The sequence below is a fragment of the Bacillus sp. FSL M7-1020 genome, assembly GCF_038050415.1.
GTDB lineage: Bacteria > Bacillota > Bacilli > Bacillales > Bacillaceae_G > Bacillus_A > Bacillus_A toyonensis.
Window position 1 is genome coordinate 2,760,032 of sequence record NZ_JBBOTW010000001.1, and the last position, 17,734, is coordinate 2,777,765.

16 protein-coding genes and 1 pseudogene are annotated in these 17,734 nt (G+C 33.3%); 3 read left to right on the top strand and 14 right to left on the bottom strand.

Annotated features, from left to right (window positions below):
* Positions 1-73: 73 nt before the first annotated feature.
* The 6 genes and pseudogenes from MHB70_RS14060 to MHB70_RS14085 all read right to left on the bottom strand — a co-directional run bounded on the left by MHB70_RS14060 (position 74) and on the right by MHB70_RS14085 (position 5,254).
* Positions 74-952, bottom strand: coding sequence for a LysR family transcriptional regulator (locus tag MHB70_RS14060; protein WP_000423209.1), 879 nt, complete (start codon positions 950-952; stop codon positions 74-76).
* A gap of 218 nt (positions 953-1,170) precedes the next feature.
* Positions 1,171-1,647 (bottom strand): annotated as a pseudogene (locus MHB70_RS14065) (MarR family winged helix-turn-helix transcriptional regulator).
* A gap of 416 nt (positions 1,648-2,063) precedes the next feature.
* A complete protein-coding gene (locus MHB70_RS14070; RefSeq protein ID WP_061530642.1) occupies positions 2,064-3,014 on the bottom strand; it encodes a magnesium transporter CorA family protein in 951 nt (316 codons plus the stop codon).
* Between the two features lie 305 nt (positions 3,015-3,319).
* Positions 3,320-4,345, bottom strand: a complete 1,026-nt coding sequence (locus MHB70_RS14075) for a ParM/StbA family protein (RefSeq protein ID WP_001257274.1) — start codon at positions 4,343-4,345, stop codon at positions 3,320-3,322.
* Between the two features lie 35 nt (positions 4,346-4,380).
* A complete protein-coding gene (locus MHB70_RS14080; RefSeq protein WP_016108727.1) occupies positions 4,381-4,782 on the bottom strand; it encodes a hypothetical protein in 402 nt (133 codons plus the stop codon).
* Positions 4,783-4,867: 85 nt separating this feature from the next.
* The gene (locus tag MHB70_RS14085; protein ID WP_000549418.1) at positions 4,868-5,254 is read right to left on the bottom strand and encodes a general stress protein; all 387 of its coding nucleotides are present in this window, start codon (positions 5,252-5,254) and stop codon (positions 4,868-4,870) included.
* 118 nt (positions 5,255-5,372) lie between these two features.
* Between MHB70_RS14085 and MHB70_RS14090 the strand changes: the two genes are divergently transcribed.
* Together MHB70_RS14090 and MHB70_RS14095 are read left to right on the top strand one after the other, a co-directional pair.
* A complete protein-coding gene (locus MHB70_RS14090; protein ID WP_002093610.1) occupies positions 5,373-5,528 on the top strand; it encodes a hypothetical protein in 156 nt (51 codons plus the stop codon).
* Between the two features lie 212 nt (positions 5,529-5,740).
* The gene (locus MHB70_RS14095; protein WP_000714079.1) at positions 5,741-6,106 is read left to right on the top strand and encodes a YxeA family protein; all 366 of its coding nucleotides are present in this window, start codon (positions 5,741-5,743) and stop codon (positions 6,104-6,106) included.
* Between the two features lie 46 nt (positions 6,107-6,152).
* Here the strand turns inward: MHB70_RS14095 and MHB70_RS14100 are convergent, their stop codons facing one another.
* From MHB70_RS14100 to MHB70_RS14135, 8 genes are all read right to left on the bottom strand, one after another.
* Positions 6,153-6,863 (bottom strand): alpha/beta hydrolase, encoded by a 711-nt coding sequence (locus MHB70_RS14100; RefSeq protein WP_000758850.1) that lies wholly within the window; start codon positions 6,861-6,863, stop codon positions 6,153-6,155.
* A 256-nt stretch (positions 6,864-7,119) separates the two neighbouring features.
* On the bottom strand, positions 7,120-7,575 hold the full coding sequence (locus MHB70_RS14105; protein ID WP_000749758.1) for a TspO/MBR family protein: 456 nt from the start codon (positions 7,573-7,575) through the stop codon (positions 7,120-7,122).
* Positions 7,576-7,722: 147 nt separating this feature from the next.
* Entirely contained in the window at positions 7,723-9,153 is a 1,431-nt protein-coding gene (locus MHB70_RS14110; RefSeq protein WP_001179960.1) for a cryptochrome/photolyase family protein, read from the bottom strand.
* Between the two features lie 85 nt (positions 9,154-9,238).
* Positions 9,239-9,751 carry a hypothetical protein gene (locus MHB70_RS14115; protein WP_001086237.1) on the bottom strand — a complete coding sequence of 171 codons (513 nt, stop codon included), beginning with the start codon at positions 9,749-9,751 and terminating at the stop codon, positions 9,239-9,241.
* A gap of 79 nt (positions 9,752-9,830) precedes the next feature.
* Positions 9,831-12,437, bottom strand: a complete 2,607-nt coding sequence (locus MHB70_RS14120; protein WP_061530643.1) for a DUF2309 domain-containing protein — start codon at positions 12,435-12,437, stop codon at positions 9,831-9,833.
* A complete protein-coding gene (locus tag MHB70_RS14125; RefSeq protein ID WP_061530644.1) occupies positions 12,437-13,969 on the bottom strand; it encodes an NADH dehydrogenase subunit 5 in 1,533 nt (510 codons plus the stop codon). The genes MHB70_RS14120 and MHB70_RS14125 overlap by 1 nt, the downstream gene beginning before the upstream one ends.
* A gap of 625 nt (positions 13,970-14,594) precedes the next feature.
* Complete coding sequence (locus tag MHB70_RS14130) at positions 14,595-14,957, bottom strand: DUF2294 domain-containing protein (protein WP_000798167.1); 363 nt, start codon at positions 14,955-14,957, stop codon at positions 14,595-14,597.
* 485 nt (positions 14,958-15,442) lie between these two features.
* Positions 15,443-16,636 (bottom strand): MFS transporter, encoded by a 1,194-nt coding sequence (locus tag MHB70_RS14135; protein WP_061530645.1) that lies wholly within the window; start codon positions 16,634-16,636, stop codon positions 15,443-15,445.
* A 104-nt stretch (positions 16,637-16,740) separates the two neighbouring features.
* Here MHB70_RS14135 and MHB70_RS14140 point away from each other — a divergent pair, with 104 nt between their 5' ends.
* Positions 16,741-17,616: a LysR family transcriptional regulator gene (locus tag MHB70_RS14140; protein WP_061530646.1), complete on the top strand. Its 876-nt coding sequence runs from the start codon at positions 16,741-16,743 to the stop codon at positions 17,614-17,616.
* The last annotated feature ends 118 nt before the right edge of the window (positions 17,617-17,734 follow it).

Sequence of the window (17,734 nt, forward strand, 5' to 3'; positions counted from 1 at the left end):
ACTGTAATTTAGGTCTTATCCTAAGAATTATGTATCATTTTTAATTCCCACACTATAATCATTATTATTTCTATTATACTAATACTTTTTTAGGTTCATTTAACTTCTGCATAAAGATACGTGCTGCAAAACTTAAAAATTTATCATCAAAGTGAATAAGATTAATATCTTGACTTGGTGTTGGTTCAATAATACGAACTATGCTCAAAGTATCATTATTAACGAAGTTAACCAGTGAAAGAGGTATTATGGCAACCCCATGTCCATTGTATACAAGACTCAATAGAGAAATAGAAGATTTTGTTTCTATATTTGCTTCAGATAAAGATAACCCTAAACTCTCACAATATATTTTAATAGATTCACGACAACTACATGAAACCATTATTCTACTCAGTCCTACTAATTCTCGAAAAGAAACAAATGATGTTTCATTCAAAGGATGATTTTTTGGAATGGCAAGGACAAGCTCTTCGCTATACAAAAGGGTGCTTGTTAATGTGTCTGGAATTTGAGCACTACGCGTGATGCCTATATCAATATTTTTATCAACGATTTGATTTACAGCAACTTCAGATTCTATAATTTTTACTACGATGTTGGGATAATGTTGTTGAAACTTCATAATATAAGGTGTTAAATAGGTGAGATCCTCTAATAAACCTCCTATAGTAATTACACCTCTTTGTACACCCTTTAATTCAAAAATTTCATTATAAACGTCATCAAATTGTTGCATGATAAATTTTCCTTTATCAAATAGCAGCTTACCCGCTTCTGTCATTTTGATACCTCTTCCAACTCGATGAAACAAAGGTGTATCAAGTTCACCTTCTAACACACGGATTTGTTGACTTAAAGTCGGCTGTGAAATACCTAGAACTTCCGCAGCTTTAGTAAAACTATTATTATTACAAACTTGAATAAAATACTCTAAATGACGTAATTCCATTCTTGATACCCACTCTCCGCTTTATGAAAGATTTATAATGAAAAGGACGATATGTATACGTTAATATAACAACTTTATTCCATACTGTACTGATTGAAATAATATGATTTATTCATTTTGTATTATAATACATTTACTACCACTTATTAATTTTTCCTCCTATTTATTTAATTTATATGTAATTAGGATATTACTAAACAGAAATAGCCTCTACAAACTTACAATTTCTGTGCGTAATATCCTAACTTTTTCAACCGTTTCATTATCATTTTTTTCTCAATATAGTCCAAACTACCAAATATTTGCCGAATCCCCTCTTTATGCTGAGGAAAAATAGTATCCATCAATCCAATACCTTCTGAAGTAATTGATGCATACGTGACACGGCGGTCTTTAGGACATAGTTTTCATCTCTTCTTTTCCCACCTATCCACTACATACGTGATACTACTACTTGCAAGTAATATTTTGTCTCCAATTTTTTGTATAGGCTGATCGCCTTTACTGTATAGTAGCTTAAGCACTGCAAATTCAGTTGGATTAAGTCCATAACTTTTTATATCCTCTTCAATACGCTTAGTGATTGACTGTAAATCCCTTGATAATATAACAAATAGCTTTAAAGATAAGCTCTCATCGTTAATCACGCTTGTAATTACCAATCCTTTACAACTTATCTTGAATTCGAGATTCATTATATTATCGTCAAAATATTATGTCAATAATTCATTTTAGCTATATCAAGCCACTTATAATTTATTTCTCAACATAAGACATATGGAATTTGAAGAAAACAATTGTTACTATATAAGTATCTCAATTACGTTATTTCTTTTAAAGAGAGCTTGTTTTCTAACGCAAGTTCTCTTTTGTTATATTCTAAATTGAATCCGGACAAATTTCAGATAATGATTCTGCCCATGTGTATGATATAGTTTTTAAACAAAGATTAGAGCCCTCCTACAAGAAGAAGAGCTCTAATCTTTCATATAAATATTCACCATTTTTATCATTGCGTGAACATCAAAACTTTAACTTGATGGGGATATGATACTACCTCAATTAATAAATATTACTAAACATATATCTATCATATTTTTTATAAAAAGGATTAATTGGATTTAAAAAAAGATTTCTTTTTCTTTACTCGTAATAAATCACCTGTCCATCCCTTCACTCGCATATACAAATACATACCTCCTGTTGTGAAAATAATAAATAAGAGAGCGATTAAATAGCTATATTTCCATTCTAGTTCAGGCATGTATTTAAAATTCATCCCCCACAATGCTCCTAAGGCTGTCAAAGGCGTACTCACAGCAGTTAATACAGTAAGAGCTTTCATAATTTCATTCCCACGATGAGAAGAAACAACTTCTTGTAAATGAATCATCGTGTCTAATTCTTCTTGGTACTCTTTAACGAGTTGTAATCCACGCTCTAATTTTACGTGTGTTTGTTTATAACAAAAGGTGTTTGTTAGGTTTTCTAACCAAGCTTCTTTCAGGCCTTGTAACACTTCTTGTATTAAGCGGAACACGTGTGTGTTCATAAATAATTCATGACGAATATGATAAATTTTTTCTAAAACTGCTATGTTATTATAATGATAAAAATCCCATAATACATTTCTGAAATTGTTTTCGAAATAGTCAACCTTTCGTAAGTAGTGAGATATAAACATTGATAAGATAGCACATAATCCTTCAGCGGAACTATTACAATTTTTTACACTAAAAGAGGAATTATGTATTAATTTTTGAAAATCCTCTTCCTCTTTTTCTTGGACCGTTATCAGTATTCCATGAGCTACGAAATAATGAAGAAAGTTTTGAATTTTGGCGTCCTTTTTATCTTGATCATATAAAAATGAACCATATACACAAGTTTGACTTGGTGATAACGTATAAACATATAATCCATTTTCACAGGGGGAACTTATTTTCTTTACAAATTGAGAGAAATGAGATGTTACATCACGAGGGATTATAGAAGAAAGATTTTCAAGCTCACTAGTTTTCACATGATACCAACTCCATTTCGGCATTTTTAGGCATTCCATATTATTCTTCCTTTCTAAATAGTTTTATGTTTGATCGAATCATATCCGTAATATGAAATTTGTATGTAGGTATTCATGTCTTGGAGGAAAAGTTTTTTGATCAACTAAATTACAAAATAAATGGCATAGGAGGTCTTATTCTGTTAAAAGGAAGACCCCCTATATATTAGCTATTTTTATTCTCAATTTTAAACATTTCCTCTATACAAGCACTTTTTATCTTTTCTTATAAAGAATTTATTATATGTGGAAAAGAAGCAACATAATTTGGCACGTCCATTCAACGAACTCCATTTCGGTCGTTATTATAATTTAGATTCATATGCAGATTGATTGGTGATGTCCTCAAATACTTGACTTCCAATAATATAGTATCCATGAAGTGCAGCCTCTTTCGAAGCGTCTACCATACGGAAAGAAGAAATTTCACCTTGCATTTTTTCAATTCGTTTTTTGTGGAGATCTACTATTCCTCCTGTCCAAATAATAGTATCGTACTGTTCTAACTTAAATTGTTCTTGTAATACACGCATGACGTCTTGGAAGTGTGCATCCAACTCTTTTTGAATCAAAGTATGAACCTGTTTTGTCTGAGGATTTTCTTCTCGACATTCATATCTTTTTTCTAATATTTTTGGCATGTCGTTAATATGCAAGTGATTACTTTCACCCCCATGATTCTGCATGATATTCTTAATGTTTTTCAAAGGCTTGCTACATCCTAGTTCTGTCTCATAATGATTTAAAATGACATTCTGTTTCATATCTGTCATTTCTAATGTACGAAATCCACCATCAATAATTAAGATACGATCTCGTTCCTGAATGATTCCCTCTTTTAAGAAATAGGCATGTAAAGCGACTGGTTGCTGAAGAATCAAAGCATTTTCCACCGTAATATTAATAAATTTCCCATCAATTTGCACGGAAGTTTCTTTTTTTAGTGCACGTTGTAATTGCTCATGCTGACTACCAAAACAAGTAACGGGAAGCCCGGTAACAACTAAAGGTAACACGACATTTTCTTTATAATCCTTTGCAATGCAACCAAATATTTGTTGTTTAAACCGTTCGCTTTCATAATAATTTTCTATTTCTTCGTCAAATGGAGGAAGAAATGATGCGTCAGATTGATGTGCTTCATTTCCCATGTAGTATGCAAAGTCTAAGTCTATAAAACTTACCTTTGTTAAATCTTCACTTTCAGCATGATTAGGTACAGGGGCTAGTGTGGAAGCTTCACTCTTAATCGTCACCTCAGAATCTACATCCTGTCGATATGCCCGCTTGGTAAAACCAATTCCTACATCAATCGCATACAGAGATCTCATACTTTTTTCCTCACTTTCTCTTTTTAGAATTAAATCTAAGCACTCTCTTCTTTCCCTTCTTTCATATATTTCTTTTCATTTTTCGTTTTTTCTCCATCTATGTCCTTACTATTTTCATTTATTTCGTAATCCTGTTCATCTTTTTTCTTTTTGTTATTTTCGTTTTCTGTTAAATCTTTAATGGTAGAAATGACAACCGGTGTGGCTGTAAGCAGTTGTGGTAATGTTTGTTTTGCAACATTAGCTGCAGTTACAGAGAATTGTTTACTTGTCTCAGTTACCTTCTCTAATGTTTCCTTTATGTTTCCTTCTTGTAGTTTGTCTTTTACGCTTTTTCCTGTTGTTTGTATAGCTTTCCGGTTTTCTTTTTTTAATAGGGAGACCATGACTCCGGTCGTAATCCCAATCACAGCATATTTAAATATCGTATGTTTCATTTTCCTCATCCTTCTCTACTTTTATTTTTTTCAATGCTACAACCTAAAATAATTACCTTACCTATTTATCAGATGTTGCAATCTATTAGAGAGAATGATAGTTTTGCGGCTGCCTATCACTCGCCGTTGGTGTTTCAGCTGTTACTAGGAGTAAAATTCTCCCTTGATCTAGTTTTTCTTCATATAAGTTAACTTCCTCCTTCGACAACCCTATTTCCTCCATTTGATTTCGGAGTTCGTCCCCTTTTTGGGAGAAAAAGTTAATAATACTTATGCCCAATCCTTGTTCTTTTACTCCAATCGTATTTGTGTTTGTATCATCCGCAATCTTTTTTGTTAGATGTTTTTCATGTGTTAAGACGTAAATATCATCTTGGCGAATCCCTTGCAATTCTAGCTCTTTTACTTTCATAACTACTTCCTGTTCATTTTCAAATTCATGAACCACCGGTTTTCGTTCATTCTTATGCATGGTATTTTTCCTCCTTTAGATTTTTATTTTTTTATTTAGTTGTTATGTAATATGTAATACACCTATTTTAAAGATGTTAAACCTAAATTTCCGAAAAATTTCATACAATAGGTTATTAATGTTTTTGAATATCAAAGTGATGTCACGAGAACTTTGCTTTGATAAAAGTGTTACAAATAACGATTTATTTGGAAGGCAAGCCCTTTATTTTATAGAAAATTTCTATATAGAAAAAGTTACAAAAGGAGTACAAGATACTTTTTTCGGTAATTAAATCAAAAGAAAAATAAAAAACCAAATAACCTACCATCAAAAAATAAAGAAAACAGGTTATTTGGTTATTCATTCCGTAAGCTTAATGCTCAAGTTAGTCTTTTTTCACACGGTCAAACTTTATTAAGAAAATATTAAGGAATTTCCCTCTATATTCATAAGAATTTTTTCCTATACTTAAAAATAAGTAAATTAACAAAAGGAGAAACAATCATGAAGAAATTTTTACTCTGCATATTAGGAATAGGCCTCCTTATATACTTACTACTGTTCATATTACGCGGGGATGTGGACCGATTTAATCCACTTGCTGAAGAAAAACATGTATATGCCGTTGCGAAAGGGTATGGTGTTCCCGATTATCATACGAACGGTAGAGCTATGTACTCGTTAAAAGGCATTGATGAATCTGGCAATGAAGAAGAGTATACAGTAGGAACGAATACTCCTAATGATTTTATAAGAAAAACTTACTTGAAAATTCATGTGAAAGGTAGGTATGTTTACTCGTACGAGGCTATTTCTGACAAGGATATTCCGGAGAAAATAAGAGGGAAATTGGAGATAGAAGTTAAATAAAAGAGCCCACTCGTATGAGTTGGCTCTTTATTACCTCTCCCGTCTATCATTGTTTTAACAACCATTCTTCCATTACTTTAACTGTTTCATCTTGTTGTGCTTTTGACGTAATTAAGCTAGCATTATCACCTTTTTGCTCGCCATACATGCCGAAATTAGCATGATTCCCCCCTTTTATCATGTGCATAGTTGTATTCTTTGACATTAACTTTTTATTGTTCTCTATTTTTTCTACAGTTGCTAAAGCATCTACTTCTCCATAAATAGATAACATTGGAATCGATTTGGTAGAGAAATCATCTGCGGGATAAGAACCTAAGAAAATGATTCCGTCTACCTTTTCTTCATGCTGAAAAGCATATTTAGAAATCATAGCTCCGCCCATTGAATGCCCTGCAACATACCATTTCTGAACTTCAGGATACTGTTCCATTACACTGTCTACTGCATTGATTCCAAGTATCGCTAAATTTAATGGTAACTTAGGCATTACTACAAAATGCCCATCTTTTGCAAGAGCTTCTCCTAAATAACTATAAGCTTCAGCTTCTACTTTAGCTCCTTGATAAAAAATAACTCCTATTTTAGCATCTTTCTCTCCAAAAACTATATTCTCTTCATCTTTTTTATTATCTACTAGAGACAAAGCCTCTTTCGTTGGTTTATAAGTAAACTGAGACCAAGTCAAAAAAGTAATACTTCCGATAATTAAAATACCTAATACAGAGTACAGAACAATTTTTATCCATTTCTTCACATATATGACCTCCCTAAGATGTGTATATTCTATACTTTAGATTATCATTAATAAAGTGAAAATTTAATCAGTGGGGGTTTTATTCATCCCCCACTGATTATCAGCCCTCACCAATCGGGCTTTTACAGGCAGCCCGATCCCCACCTAACTTCTTTGCTTTCGCTGAATTTTGAGGTGGAGGTCTTACTGCCCGTTAATGCGGGATAAACATAAAAACTCGAGCATTTTTATTATGCTCAAGTTTTCATTTACGTCTTTAATTTATACTATAAATTGTCCAAGATAAATATGTAGCAAATGCAGCCCATAAAAAATATGGGATTAGCAACCATGCCGATACTTTAGATAAATTGGAAGAAAACATAATGAGAAGTAACGTAGTAATAGCGACTAGTAAACAATCTACTGTTGCTAAAAACAAATTCTTTTGGCTAAATTGAAAGTAGCTGAACGCTTGATTGAATATATAATTTAAAAAGAATAAAAACCAAAATGTTTTTGGCTTGAATCCATAGTTGTTGTAAATAATTGCAACTGATAATGCAATAAGTCCAAATAATACAGCCCATATCATTCCGATTGTCATACCAGGAGGTGTCCAAGACGGCTTTTCTAACGCATTATACCAAGTACGATCAATAGGGAATAAAACACTAGAAACATAAAACAAACCATATGTTAGTAAGAACACTATAATACTAGATTTTTTCATAAACATTCTCCTTTTTTACTAGAAGGTTTTAGAAACTCTATATGATTCGTATGTTCTTTCAATGAATACAACTTTAATACACAAATAGACATTCTTATACTTTTCATTATACCCTTTACATATCAAATTCATATTGACTCGTGTATTTTATATAAATTCTTTCATACTTTTATATGCACAAAGTGCTCTCTCCCGCGCTGCCTTATGATCAACAACTGGCAAAGGATATGTATGACCAAGCTGTATATTGGCCTTTTGTAAAATATGCTCAGGTGCTTCCCACGGCTTATGTATATATTTATTCGGTATATCTCTTAATTCTGGCACCCATCTTCTTATATACTCCCCATTTTTATCAAACTTTTCTCCTTGTGTAATCGGGTTAAAAATACGAAAGTATGGTGATGCATCCGCTCCACTTCCAGCAACCCATTGCCACCCCATTGTATTATTTGCAATATCAGCATCTAATAGTGTATCCATAAACCATTTTGCTCCTTCTTGCCATGGGATTAATAAATGCTTTACAAGAAAAGAAGCTACAGCCATTCTTGCTCGATTATGCATAAAACCTGTTTGCCACAGTTCCCGCATTCCCGCATCAATAAACGGATAACCAGTTTCACCTTTCTGCCATACTGTTAATAACTCCTCTTCATTATTCCACGGAAAATGTTCAAAGCTCTTATTAAGAGGTTTATATACTGTAAACGGATAATGATATAGTAAATAATAAGAAAACTCTCGCCAAATTAATTGACGTATAAAGCTATTCACTTGTTTTTCAAAAAGACTACATTGTCTTTCGGTACTTTTATTTATTAAGTAATGATACATCAACCTCACTGATATTTGACCAAATGAAAGATACGGTGCCAACATCGAATGTACATTTTGATCTGGAAAATCTCTTCCTTCACTATAAAAGACTAATTTGCTAGAGAAAAATTTCTTGAATGTTTTGTATGCCCCTTCTTCTGTCGGATCCCATATTGCTTCCATATGAGATGTCCACGGTATAGTCGGCAACAAGTGTAATTCTGAAACAGATAAGCTTGCTGGTAAAGAGTTTCCCCACTTTATACTCTGCACTTTACTAATAGGTTTAGGTATTATCTGCTTTTGAAATGCATTGTAAAAAGGCGTAAACACCTTATATTCAGTGTTATCTTTCTTTTTAATAATCCACGGTTCTAATAATAAATGCGAATTAAATTCCTTACAAATAATGCCTTTACCTTCTAACATCATTTTCATTTTTTGATTAGATTGTAATCTGTCCGGATCATAGCAAATATTCCAATATACAGCCGTTATACGTAATTGTTCTATGAGAGAACGTATTTCTTCCTCCGTACGTCCTTTACGAATTATTAAAGTAGAACCCAATGCCTCAAGTTGCTTCTTTACATCTATTACAGCATGGTGCAACCACCACTTTGATGCACTTCCCATTGAAAAAGTTTCGTCATGTACATATACCGGAACAACCTCACCGGACTGAGCAGCTTCAAATAAAGCTGGGTTATCATATAAGCGAAAATCTTTTTGAAACATAACAATAATTTTGTTTTGCATAACTATCCCTTCTAATTCTTAAAACATATTAAATTTTATTATATAACAGTAATTTATACCTAAGAATTTATTTGTCCCTAATAGATTAGTTAATGTATTCAACTACTTTATTAGCAGAAACTTTTGCAACCGTTTCTTTTCCACCTGTTCTATCAATCATGAAACCATGAACTTTAATATCAGAAGGTACTAACGGATGCTGACGAATCATATCTATACTCTTCTTAATATTTTCACTAACATTTTCTTGTCCACTTAGCCATGCATTCAGGCTACCACTTGAAAATTCAGGCATGCAATGTTTAAAGAGATAGTCTAATTCTATATTATCTTTTATGAAATCATGTTGAGTTTGTAGATTAACTGAAGAAGTTTCTTTATCCTCTATTCCTACAACAAAAATTTCTTCAACATTTTCTTGATAAATAGCAATAATAATAGATCTCATTATATCTCCATAAGGATGTACAATTACAGAATCGTAGCTGTGTATAGTCAACATGTTTTCTTGTTGAATGTTAGTTACTTGTTGGATAATAGGCTCTATTCCATGTTCAATGTCTGTTAACAATAAAACTTTTTTATTCTTTGAATTCATATGGAGCACTCCTTCTTCATTATTGTATTTATGAAATTTTTAAGCTAGTAACAATAGTTGATTATGCATTGCATGATTGTTACCAGTTTTTCCAGCGTCCCTCTGGATCAATACTTGCAAGTCTAACCCATCTATTTTGAACTTTTTCTCGAAATGCGAAATCATTATTTAGCAAACGCTCTATATATTCAATAGGCGCTTGAATTACAATTAGTAAACGAAGTGGTGAGTGATACGTCTCACTATCTGACTGCATAACGGATTGCCAAGGTAAGCCTGGCAACAAATCACTTGCATTTCCCTGCATAACACCGAGACCTGCCGTTACGGTTTGTGTTGTTTTGTTTCCACTACCATAATAATGTGGAGCTACAGTTGAAGCGTAATATTGTAGATTTATCCACTGAGCTACTGTTCCTGGTCCTGCAATAATGTTAGCTAATATATCGCCACTTTCATCCTGTTTCCAATCATAATTATGGAGGAAAGCCCTACCTTCTAAATCACAATCCTGAGTTAATTCTCGTTGCCCGATAATAAAAGATGCATTACGGGCTAATCCCCATTCTGGACGTATTTCACTCCAATCTTCTGCAAATCGATGTGCCTCTTTACTCGCATTTTTTATTTTCGTTTTAAAATTTGGTAATTGTGTTAAACGCTCTCTATTTGCATGTTGGCTCACATTTGGCATAATCGACTCGATACAATCAAATGCTTCTTGTGCAGTTTCCGAAAGTTCCGGGACGTAAATCCATTCCAATTCGTCCACTGTTGTTTTATGTTCAGCTGCTGCAAAAATGGTATCCTCAGGAATTTTAATACCTTCAGCAAACAACGCCTCTCGCACTTCTGGCAGATTGCATAAAGTAGCAAAAACTCTTGCATTGAATCCTCCTGCTGCTCCGCCACAAGCACCACACTCAAGTGCTGCAGCATAAGGGTTGTTCGTACTTTGACTACTGTGTCCGCACATTACAACTAAAGGAGCAAATTTTTCTGTCAGTCCCACCATTTTTAAAGCTTGACGCACATAGTTCACTTTTTCTTCTTTCGTAAAACCGATAGGTATCTCACCTTTTGTGTCATGAACATGATTAAGCGAGAATGTTGTATCAGGTTTTTGTAACATAGTTTTACGAAGGTTACGAATGAAACCACCAACTCCTCTTGGGACAAAGCTTCTTGTCACCATCTGTAGACCAAGTAATGGACCACTTAACTCAGGTAGCGCCATACTTGTCAGTACGTTCTGTTTCATCGTTTTAAATGTATAACGCACCGAACTACCTATCCTCTTACGTTGCTCATAAGATTTAAGTTCATTTTCATTTGTGAGCTCTTTTATTTGATGTTTCGGTTTGAGTATAACTGGCAAAGAAGGATGGTTGTTATTACTACCTAGTTCACTAGTTGCAATTGGTAATCCAAAGAAACCAGCTATTCCAAATGTTTCAAACGGACCTAATTTTTCAAGGTGGCGACGAAACGGTTCTGAACGTACATCAATACAGAATGCTAATTGAGCTAATACACGCTTTTTATCATTAGTTGCACATTGTTTAGAAGCAATCTTCTCCCTTAATTGCTCTGTATGCGTCTGTTCCCAAGCTTCGAGCCAAAGTTTCTTGCGAATATTTTCATCAAAACGATAAGCAAATGTTAATAATTCGCTTTGTTCAGCTGCAGGCATTTGTAGCCATTCCTCTATTGAAATATTCCCCCAATAGATCCAAGAAGCTATAAGTGGGACGATCGAAACTTTTTTCTCAACCTTTTGATTTTTTAAAGGTAAATAAGGTTTTGCAATAGCCAACTCCATAGAAATTCGAACTGCTAAATATTCTATTAAGAGCCTCTGTTCCTGAATTGATTGTTGTGAGCGCCATCGTATCATTCCTGCCCACCCAGGTAAAGAAAGTAAGTGCCCTTCAAGGTAAGCTTGCATGTTAGATTCAGAAATTCCTAGTTCAGATAATGCTCTCGCTAAAGCAACTTGGGCATCCTGTGGCCAATCTTTTAAAACTTTACGCTCATTTTTACTGAGCGCTGGATCAAATTTAATAAGGTGTTGCCATGCCCGATAAAAACCTTTCTCTCGATTTGGCATCGTCCAACTTAACCCGGATTCATCAAGATATAATTTACACCATTTAATGATATGATAATTAAGAATATCAGATAGGTTTTCACTATTTTGATTCTCTATAAGCAAACTTATTGGCTGCATAACAGAGGCTTTCATACTTCCTGTATTTATATAACTCATTTCTTCTGCCAATTTATTTAATTCTGGCGATGATAATAGACTAGAAGGTAATTTTTCTAACTTTAAAGCTGCTTGGCAAAATCGCTCTGCTTTCTCTCGCGGAATATGAAAAGATTGTGAATCCAGCCAACGAGACAAACTCATTTGTAAAAATGATTCCTCAATCTCACCTTTCGCTTTTGCCGAATGAATCATGGAGGCACTAGGATAAATATCCACATTACGAGCTTCTTTTAACCAATTTGCGACTTGTTCAAATGATTGCTTTTCAAGTCCCATCCAAGGGTGATGAGCTGCAAACGTAGAGATAGGCCAAAGTGTCGCAATAACACGGCTAGCAGATGCAACTAAATCATTTATAGTATTTTCTTGCATATCAATGTTTGTATCTTTCTTTAATATTGACGGTATGCTCATCACGAATTACCTCCCTTTGATACATAATGTTTAAGATAGCTTGGGTGACTTTCTACTGACTTTCTTCTCGCCTCACCTACTCGAACTAACCAAAGATAAAGTACAGCGAATAAAGTAGAAGATTGATTACGAGTAACGAAAGTACTAATAGCACTACTAAATAGTAAAATACATATAACAAAGATAGCGGCTGGAGCTGAAGGTTGAACACTTTGATAAATATCAGTATGCAACCATTTATAAAGAGAATTATGAACGGTAAAGTAAATGAGAAAAAATCCAATCAAAACAATTAAGCCAGCAATTCGTCCCATTCTTCCCTCTCCAAAAACAACAAGTTGTTTCCACGAAAAGTATAGTGAACATCCTAAGATTAACGCACTAACTAGTTGATACCCCTCTCCAGAAGTCATAAACCAAAAAGTAATTGCTATAAATAATCCTAAACCACGCCCGACTATCATCCATAAATTGGACATCTTTTCATTAGACTGCTTCACTACCCCAAAACGTTCTACTGAAGAACCAGCTTGTAAAAACAGTGTAGCTTTAAACAAACCATGTAAAATTAAATGAATAACAGCCGCTACATAGGCGCCTAATGCACATTGAATAAGCATAAATCCCATTTGCGCAATAGTTGAACCTACTAGCTGACGTTTATAATCAACTTGGACTAAACTAATTCCTGTACCTATTAAGACAGAAATACTAGAGAAAATTAGTAAAATGATTTGTGCAATATCATCATGAAAAAGAGGTGAAAATCTAGTTAACATGATACCGCCAGCATTTACTAAACCCGCATGCATAATAGCAGAAACAGGAGTTGGAGCAACAGCAGACTCAATTAACCACCTTTGAAAAGGCCATTGTGCTGCTGGAATCATCACAGCCAATATAATTAATAAATTGATTGCTGTTCTTTCCAATGTTCCATGTTGCACTACATTTTCATTCGCTAAAACTGATGTTAACTGCCACTGTCCAGTTATTTGAAACAGCCAAATGATAGCTGATAGCAAAGCAATCCAACTTATTGTAAATAAATAGCCAGAGATTTTTGTTGCTTCACTAACTACTTTCCACCCTTTATTTAGCCCTATGAGTAGAACCAATCCTATAAGAGTTGCGCCCCAACAAATAATCATGAAGCGAAGATCATCACTTAACCATGCAACCGAAGATACACCTGTAGTAAATGTAAAAAGTGCAAAGTATTTTCGATATGAGCGATCTCCCATTAAGTAACGTACAGAAAAACGCTGAATGATTAAACCAATTGTAAGAACAAAGAAAGCCATTAACCAAGCTAAAGTATCTAGATGCCAAGGCCCCACAGCTCTATCTCCATTGTTATTAACAAGTGCGAGTAAAGAAACCAATGAAGGCAAAGCAGCGATACCAATATGGATATGAACAAAACGTAAAGGTATCCTTGCATTTAAAAACAATAATCCATTTAGCCAAGAAGCACTAAGTGCCATAAAAAATAAAGTTAACAGTGTTGATGAACTTAGCGAAATTAACATGTAAAATACTCCCTTCCAAACGAAAATAACCTATAAAAATTCCTTTTAATTACGATAGTTTTTTAATTTCAATTTTTATTCACTCTTTTTAGTACATCGTTTTTTCCATAAAAAAAACCGACAACTTCCATAATTCAATGATTTTATATCATCATTGAATTATGGAAGTTGTCGGTTTCACTTCAACTAACTTCAATAAAGTTTTTTGAAGAGCTCCCATTTTATAGAGGATAGTAATGTATGTATTACTCCTATTAAAAATAACAGTATATCTCTGATCTCCTAGATTATGCAATCAATATATCAATTTATGTTATGCGCTATCTTTCAATTAAGAAACTTTTTCATTTAGTCAATATTACATATTAAAAAAATGCTAAAGCCTTAATTATAGCAAACAGTTAAAATAAGCATCTATTAATTTTTTAAAACAATTATAAGATAAACTATATTAAGCAGGTTGTCAATTTATTTATCCATTTTTTAAAGCGTTATTTCAATCAAAATTCATTATACGTAAATAATTTCAAGTTTTTAATTATTATCATGTTAATAAATATAAATAAAGTGCAAAACTTTTAGGTTTCTTAATTATCTCCCACTAACACTACGGTGGTTTTAATTTTTAAAACTTTTCCTCAAGATTATGAAACAATTTAAAAATCATTACTCGTTCACCTGTACGGGAGCTTATATCTGTATGAAAACTCTTCACTTTTTCTCCAGTTAATTCCAGTATAATCTCTTTAAGATCTTCAATTCCAGATTCAACTAGCTCCGAACGATTTTTCTTTATAGTTAGCATACCTTCTTTTGTTTCGCAAACAGTATATTCAGCTGGCGTTAAAATACCTTGTAAATTTACGATAATCATATCCCGTAATATATCTGTCTTAACGGATATAGACCCGCGTCCTAGGTAGTCCTTTTCCCAATGAGTAATTGCTTTGCTTATCTCTGATTCAATAGAGCCTTTTGAGTTTTTCATCTATGTAGTATCCTCCTTAAATAAAATAAATTTACAATAACAATATAATAATCTGGATTGATTTTATTTTCAATTATTGAGAAGAATTTATTAGGATTGCAAAAAAGAACTCTTATAAAATTAAGAGTCCCTTTTATATTGTTTCGATAAAAAGAAAAACAAGTAACCTCAATATTAGATTACTTGCTTTTCTTTCAAGTTTTTGAGTCGCCACTTTTTTAGGCATGAAACATGCAAAGATTAATTTATCTTGCATAGCTATCCCTTCTGATTGTAAAAAATAGATTATTTATATTATTATAAGAATAATTGTTTGTAATCACAAACGAACTTTCTCATAGTTATAAGATTGCTACGTATTAAATATTTCACTACCACAAGCAATTAATAGCGGCATTACAATGAAAAGAAATAAAAACGTAATCATTTTCTTCCTAACACACCTCAAATGCGCTTTTCCTTAGTAATGTAACGCAAAATAGCACTTAGGCATTTGTAGATTTATACAACATATTTCGAAGCAGAATACAAATAAACCCTAATACTAATGCAAATATGCCTACAAATAAAATATATTTCGTTCCAATTTGTGCAATAATTATCCCTGCGACCCCAGTACCAATTGTAGTCCCTAAATTACAAGAAGTTAAAAATAAGCCATTAGCAAAATCTGGTGAATTAGGTGCTGAAGACATCATCCAATATTGATTGACATTACCACCAATCCCGCCAAGAACACCCCAAATTACAATAAAAATTGCAGTTGGTATCGCAAGATCTGATACAAAGAAAAAGGCAAAATATAATATCATTAGAGCAATGGGATAAATGATTACCGTACGGACAGGGGCTATTGTCAGTAATCTCCCTGCAAGAATATTCCCGATAATATTTGCTAACCCATAAACAAATAGCATGCTACTTATCATATACGGCGACATTTTCGTAACTACATCTAAATATTCAGCTAGATAACTATAAATTCCAAATACCGCTCCATTTAAAAAAGTTACAGCAAGTATGGATAGCCATGTGATACCTTTCGTTAAAATCTTAAGCTGCGAACCATAAGAAAGCTTTTCCTGAACAGGCATAGAGGGAATAAATACGATTGTCATAATAAACGCAAAAATATTAACAAGTGCAAAAAATGTTAATGATATTTCAAGTGTAAATACATTTGCTAAAAAGTTGACAATCGGTACACCTAAAACCATACCAGCTGAAACCCCAATAAACACTTTGGCAACTGCTTTTGGAGCTTCTTTTGCACTAACTGAAGTTGCTGCTACTGATAAAGCCATCGATACGTACACTGGATGAAAGAAAGCCGGAATTACTCGTGCAACTAAAGCAACTGTATAATTCGTTGTAAAAATTGAAATAACGTTGCCGATAATAAAGATTGCTAGTACAAGCAACATAACCGTTTTTCGATTTACACCCGAAAAAACTAAAGGAAGCGTTGGAGCCGCAATGGCAATGGCGAGCGCGAACAAACTAACCATTAAACTTGCCTTCGAAACACTTACATCAAAATGATCTGATAATGCCGGAAGCAGGCCAATATATCCCATTTCAGTATTAAGAATACCGAAAACCCCTACTGCTAATATAAAAATTAATACACTTGTTGAATTCTTCATAAAAAACACTTCAACTCCTTTTTCACTTCTCATCAATGCTTTTGGTAATGTGATTATAAAATGGTATTATCGAGATAACAAATACCTATATTGAATACATTCCTATAACAAATAGGCATACAAAGGAGAAGAGTTTTTTGGACATACGTGTATTACGCTACTTCATTGCGGTAGCAACGCAAGAGAATATATCTGCTGCTGCAAATGCATTGCATTTATCTCAACCTACATTATCAAGACAGTTAAACAACCTGGAAGAAGAGCTTGGAACTACTTTGTTTGTACGAGGAAATCGAAAAATCACTTTAACAGACGAAGGTATGTTTTTATTAGATCGAGCAAAAGAAATTGTGGATTTAGTAGAAAAAACAGAAGCTAATTTTAACCAACAATCTGAAATTATTCGTGGAGAAATTCATATTGGAGCTGGAGAAACAGAGGCAATGCAGTTCATTGCACAAACTATAAAAAAAGTTGTTGCCCATCACCCTAACATTAAATTTCATTTATATAGCGGCAACGCTGATGACATTACAACAAAATTAGATAGTGGTTTATTAGATTTTGGTATCATTATTGAGCCAGCAAATAAACAAAAATATGACTACTTAAAGTTGCCAGCTACTGATGTATGGGGCGTACTTATGCGAAAAGACAGTCCCTTAGCGGCAAAAGCTTATATCCATCCAACAGACTTACTAAATACACCTCTTATCATATCAAGACAAACGGCTGTAAGTAATGAATTATCAGGGTGGCTTGGAAAGGAAATTGAAAGCTTGAATGTTATAAGTACATATAATTTACTTTATAACGCATCCTTACTCGTAAAAGAAAATATAGGCTACGCATTGTGTATTGATAAGCTGATTAATACGTCTGAGGAAAGTACACTTTGCTTCCGCCCCCTCTCTCCTAAACTAGAGGCAGGACTAAATATCCTTTGGAAGAAGCATCAAACATTTTCAAATGCTACAAAAATTTTTCTAACATATTTGCGGGAAGGTATGTAAATGTTTTTAATAAACGGTATAGACTTATTTCAAGGACACAGCTAGCTAAAAAAAGAGAAAATCTTAGATTTATTCTTTTTTTAAGCAATGTGGTGGTCCTCATCACCATCAAACTATA

Coding starts and splice junctions, on each gene's coding strand:
- MHB70_RS14060 (WP_000423209.1), bottom strand. CDS start 952: ATGGAATTACGTCATTTAGAGTATTTTATTCAAGTTTGTAATAATAAT.
- MHB70_RS14070 (WP_061530642.1), bottom strand. CDS start 3,014: ATGGAATGCCTAAAAATGCCGAAATGGAGTTGGTATCATGTGAAAACT.
- MHB70_RS14075 (WP_001257274.1), bottom strand. CDS start 4,345: ATGAGATCTCTGTATGCGATTGATGTAGGAATTGGTTTTACCAAGCGG.
- MHB70_RS14080 (WP_016108727.1), bottom strand. CDS start 4,782: ATGAAACATACGATATTTAAATATGCTGTGATTGGGATTACGACCGGA.
- MHB70_RS14085 (WP_000549418.1), bottom strand. CDS start 5,254: ATGCATAAGAATGAACGAAAACCGGTGGTTCATGAATTTGAAAATGAA.
- MHB70_RS14090 (WP_002093610.1), top strand. CDS start 5,373: ATGTTTTTGAATATCAAAGTGATGTCACGAGAACTTTGCTTTGATAAA.
- MHB70_RS14095 (WP_000714079.1), top strand. CDS start 5,741: ATGAAGAAATTTTTACTCTGCATATTAGGAATAGGCCTCCTTATATAC.
- MHB70_RS14105 (WP_000749758.1), bottom strand. CDS start 7,575: ATGAAAAAATCTAGTATTATAGTGTTCTTACTAACATATGGTTTGTTT.
- MHB70_RS14110 (WP_001179960.1), bottom strand. CDS start 9,153: ATGCAAAACAAAATTATTGTTATGTTTCAAAAAGATTTTCGCTTATAT.
- MHB70_RS14115 (WP_001086237.1), bottom strand. CDS start 9,751: ATGAATTCAAAGAATAAAAAAGTTTTATTGTTAACAGACATTGAACAT.
- MHB70_RS14120 (WP_061530643.1), bottom strand. CDS start 12,437: ATGAGCATACCGTCAATATTAAAGAAAGATACAAACATTGATATGCAA.
- MHB70_RS14125 (WP_061530644.1), bottom strand. CDS start 13,969: ATGTTAATTTCGCTAAGTTCATCAACACTGTTAACTTTATTTTTTATG.
- MHB70_RS14130 (WP_000798167.1), bottom strand. CDS start 14,957: ATGAAAAACTCAAAAGGCTCTATTGAATCAGAGATAAGCAAAGCAATT.
- MHB70_RS14135 (WP_061530645.1), bottom strand. CDS start 16,636: ATGAGAAGTGAAAAAGGAGTTGAAGTGTTTTTTATGAAGAATTCAACA.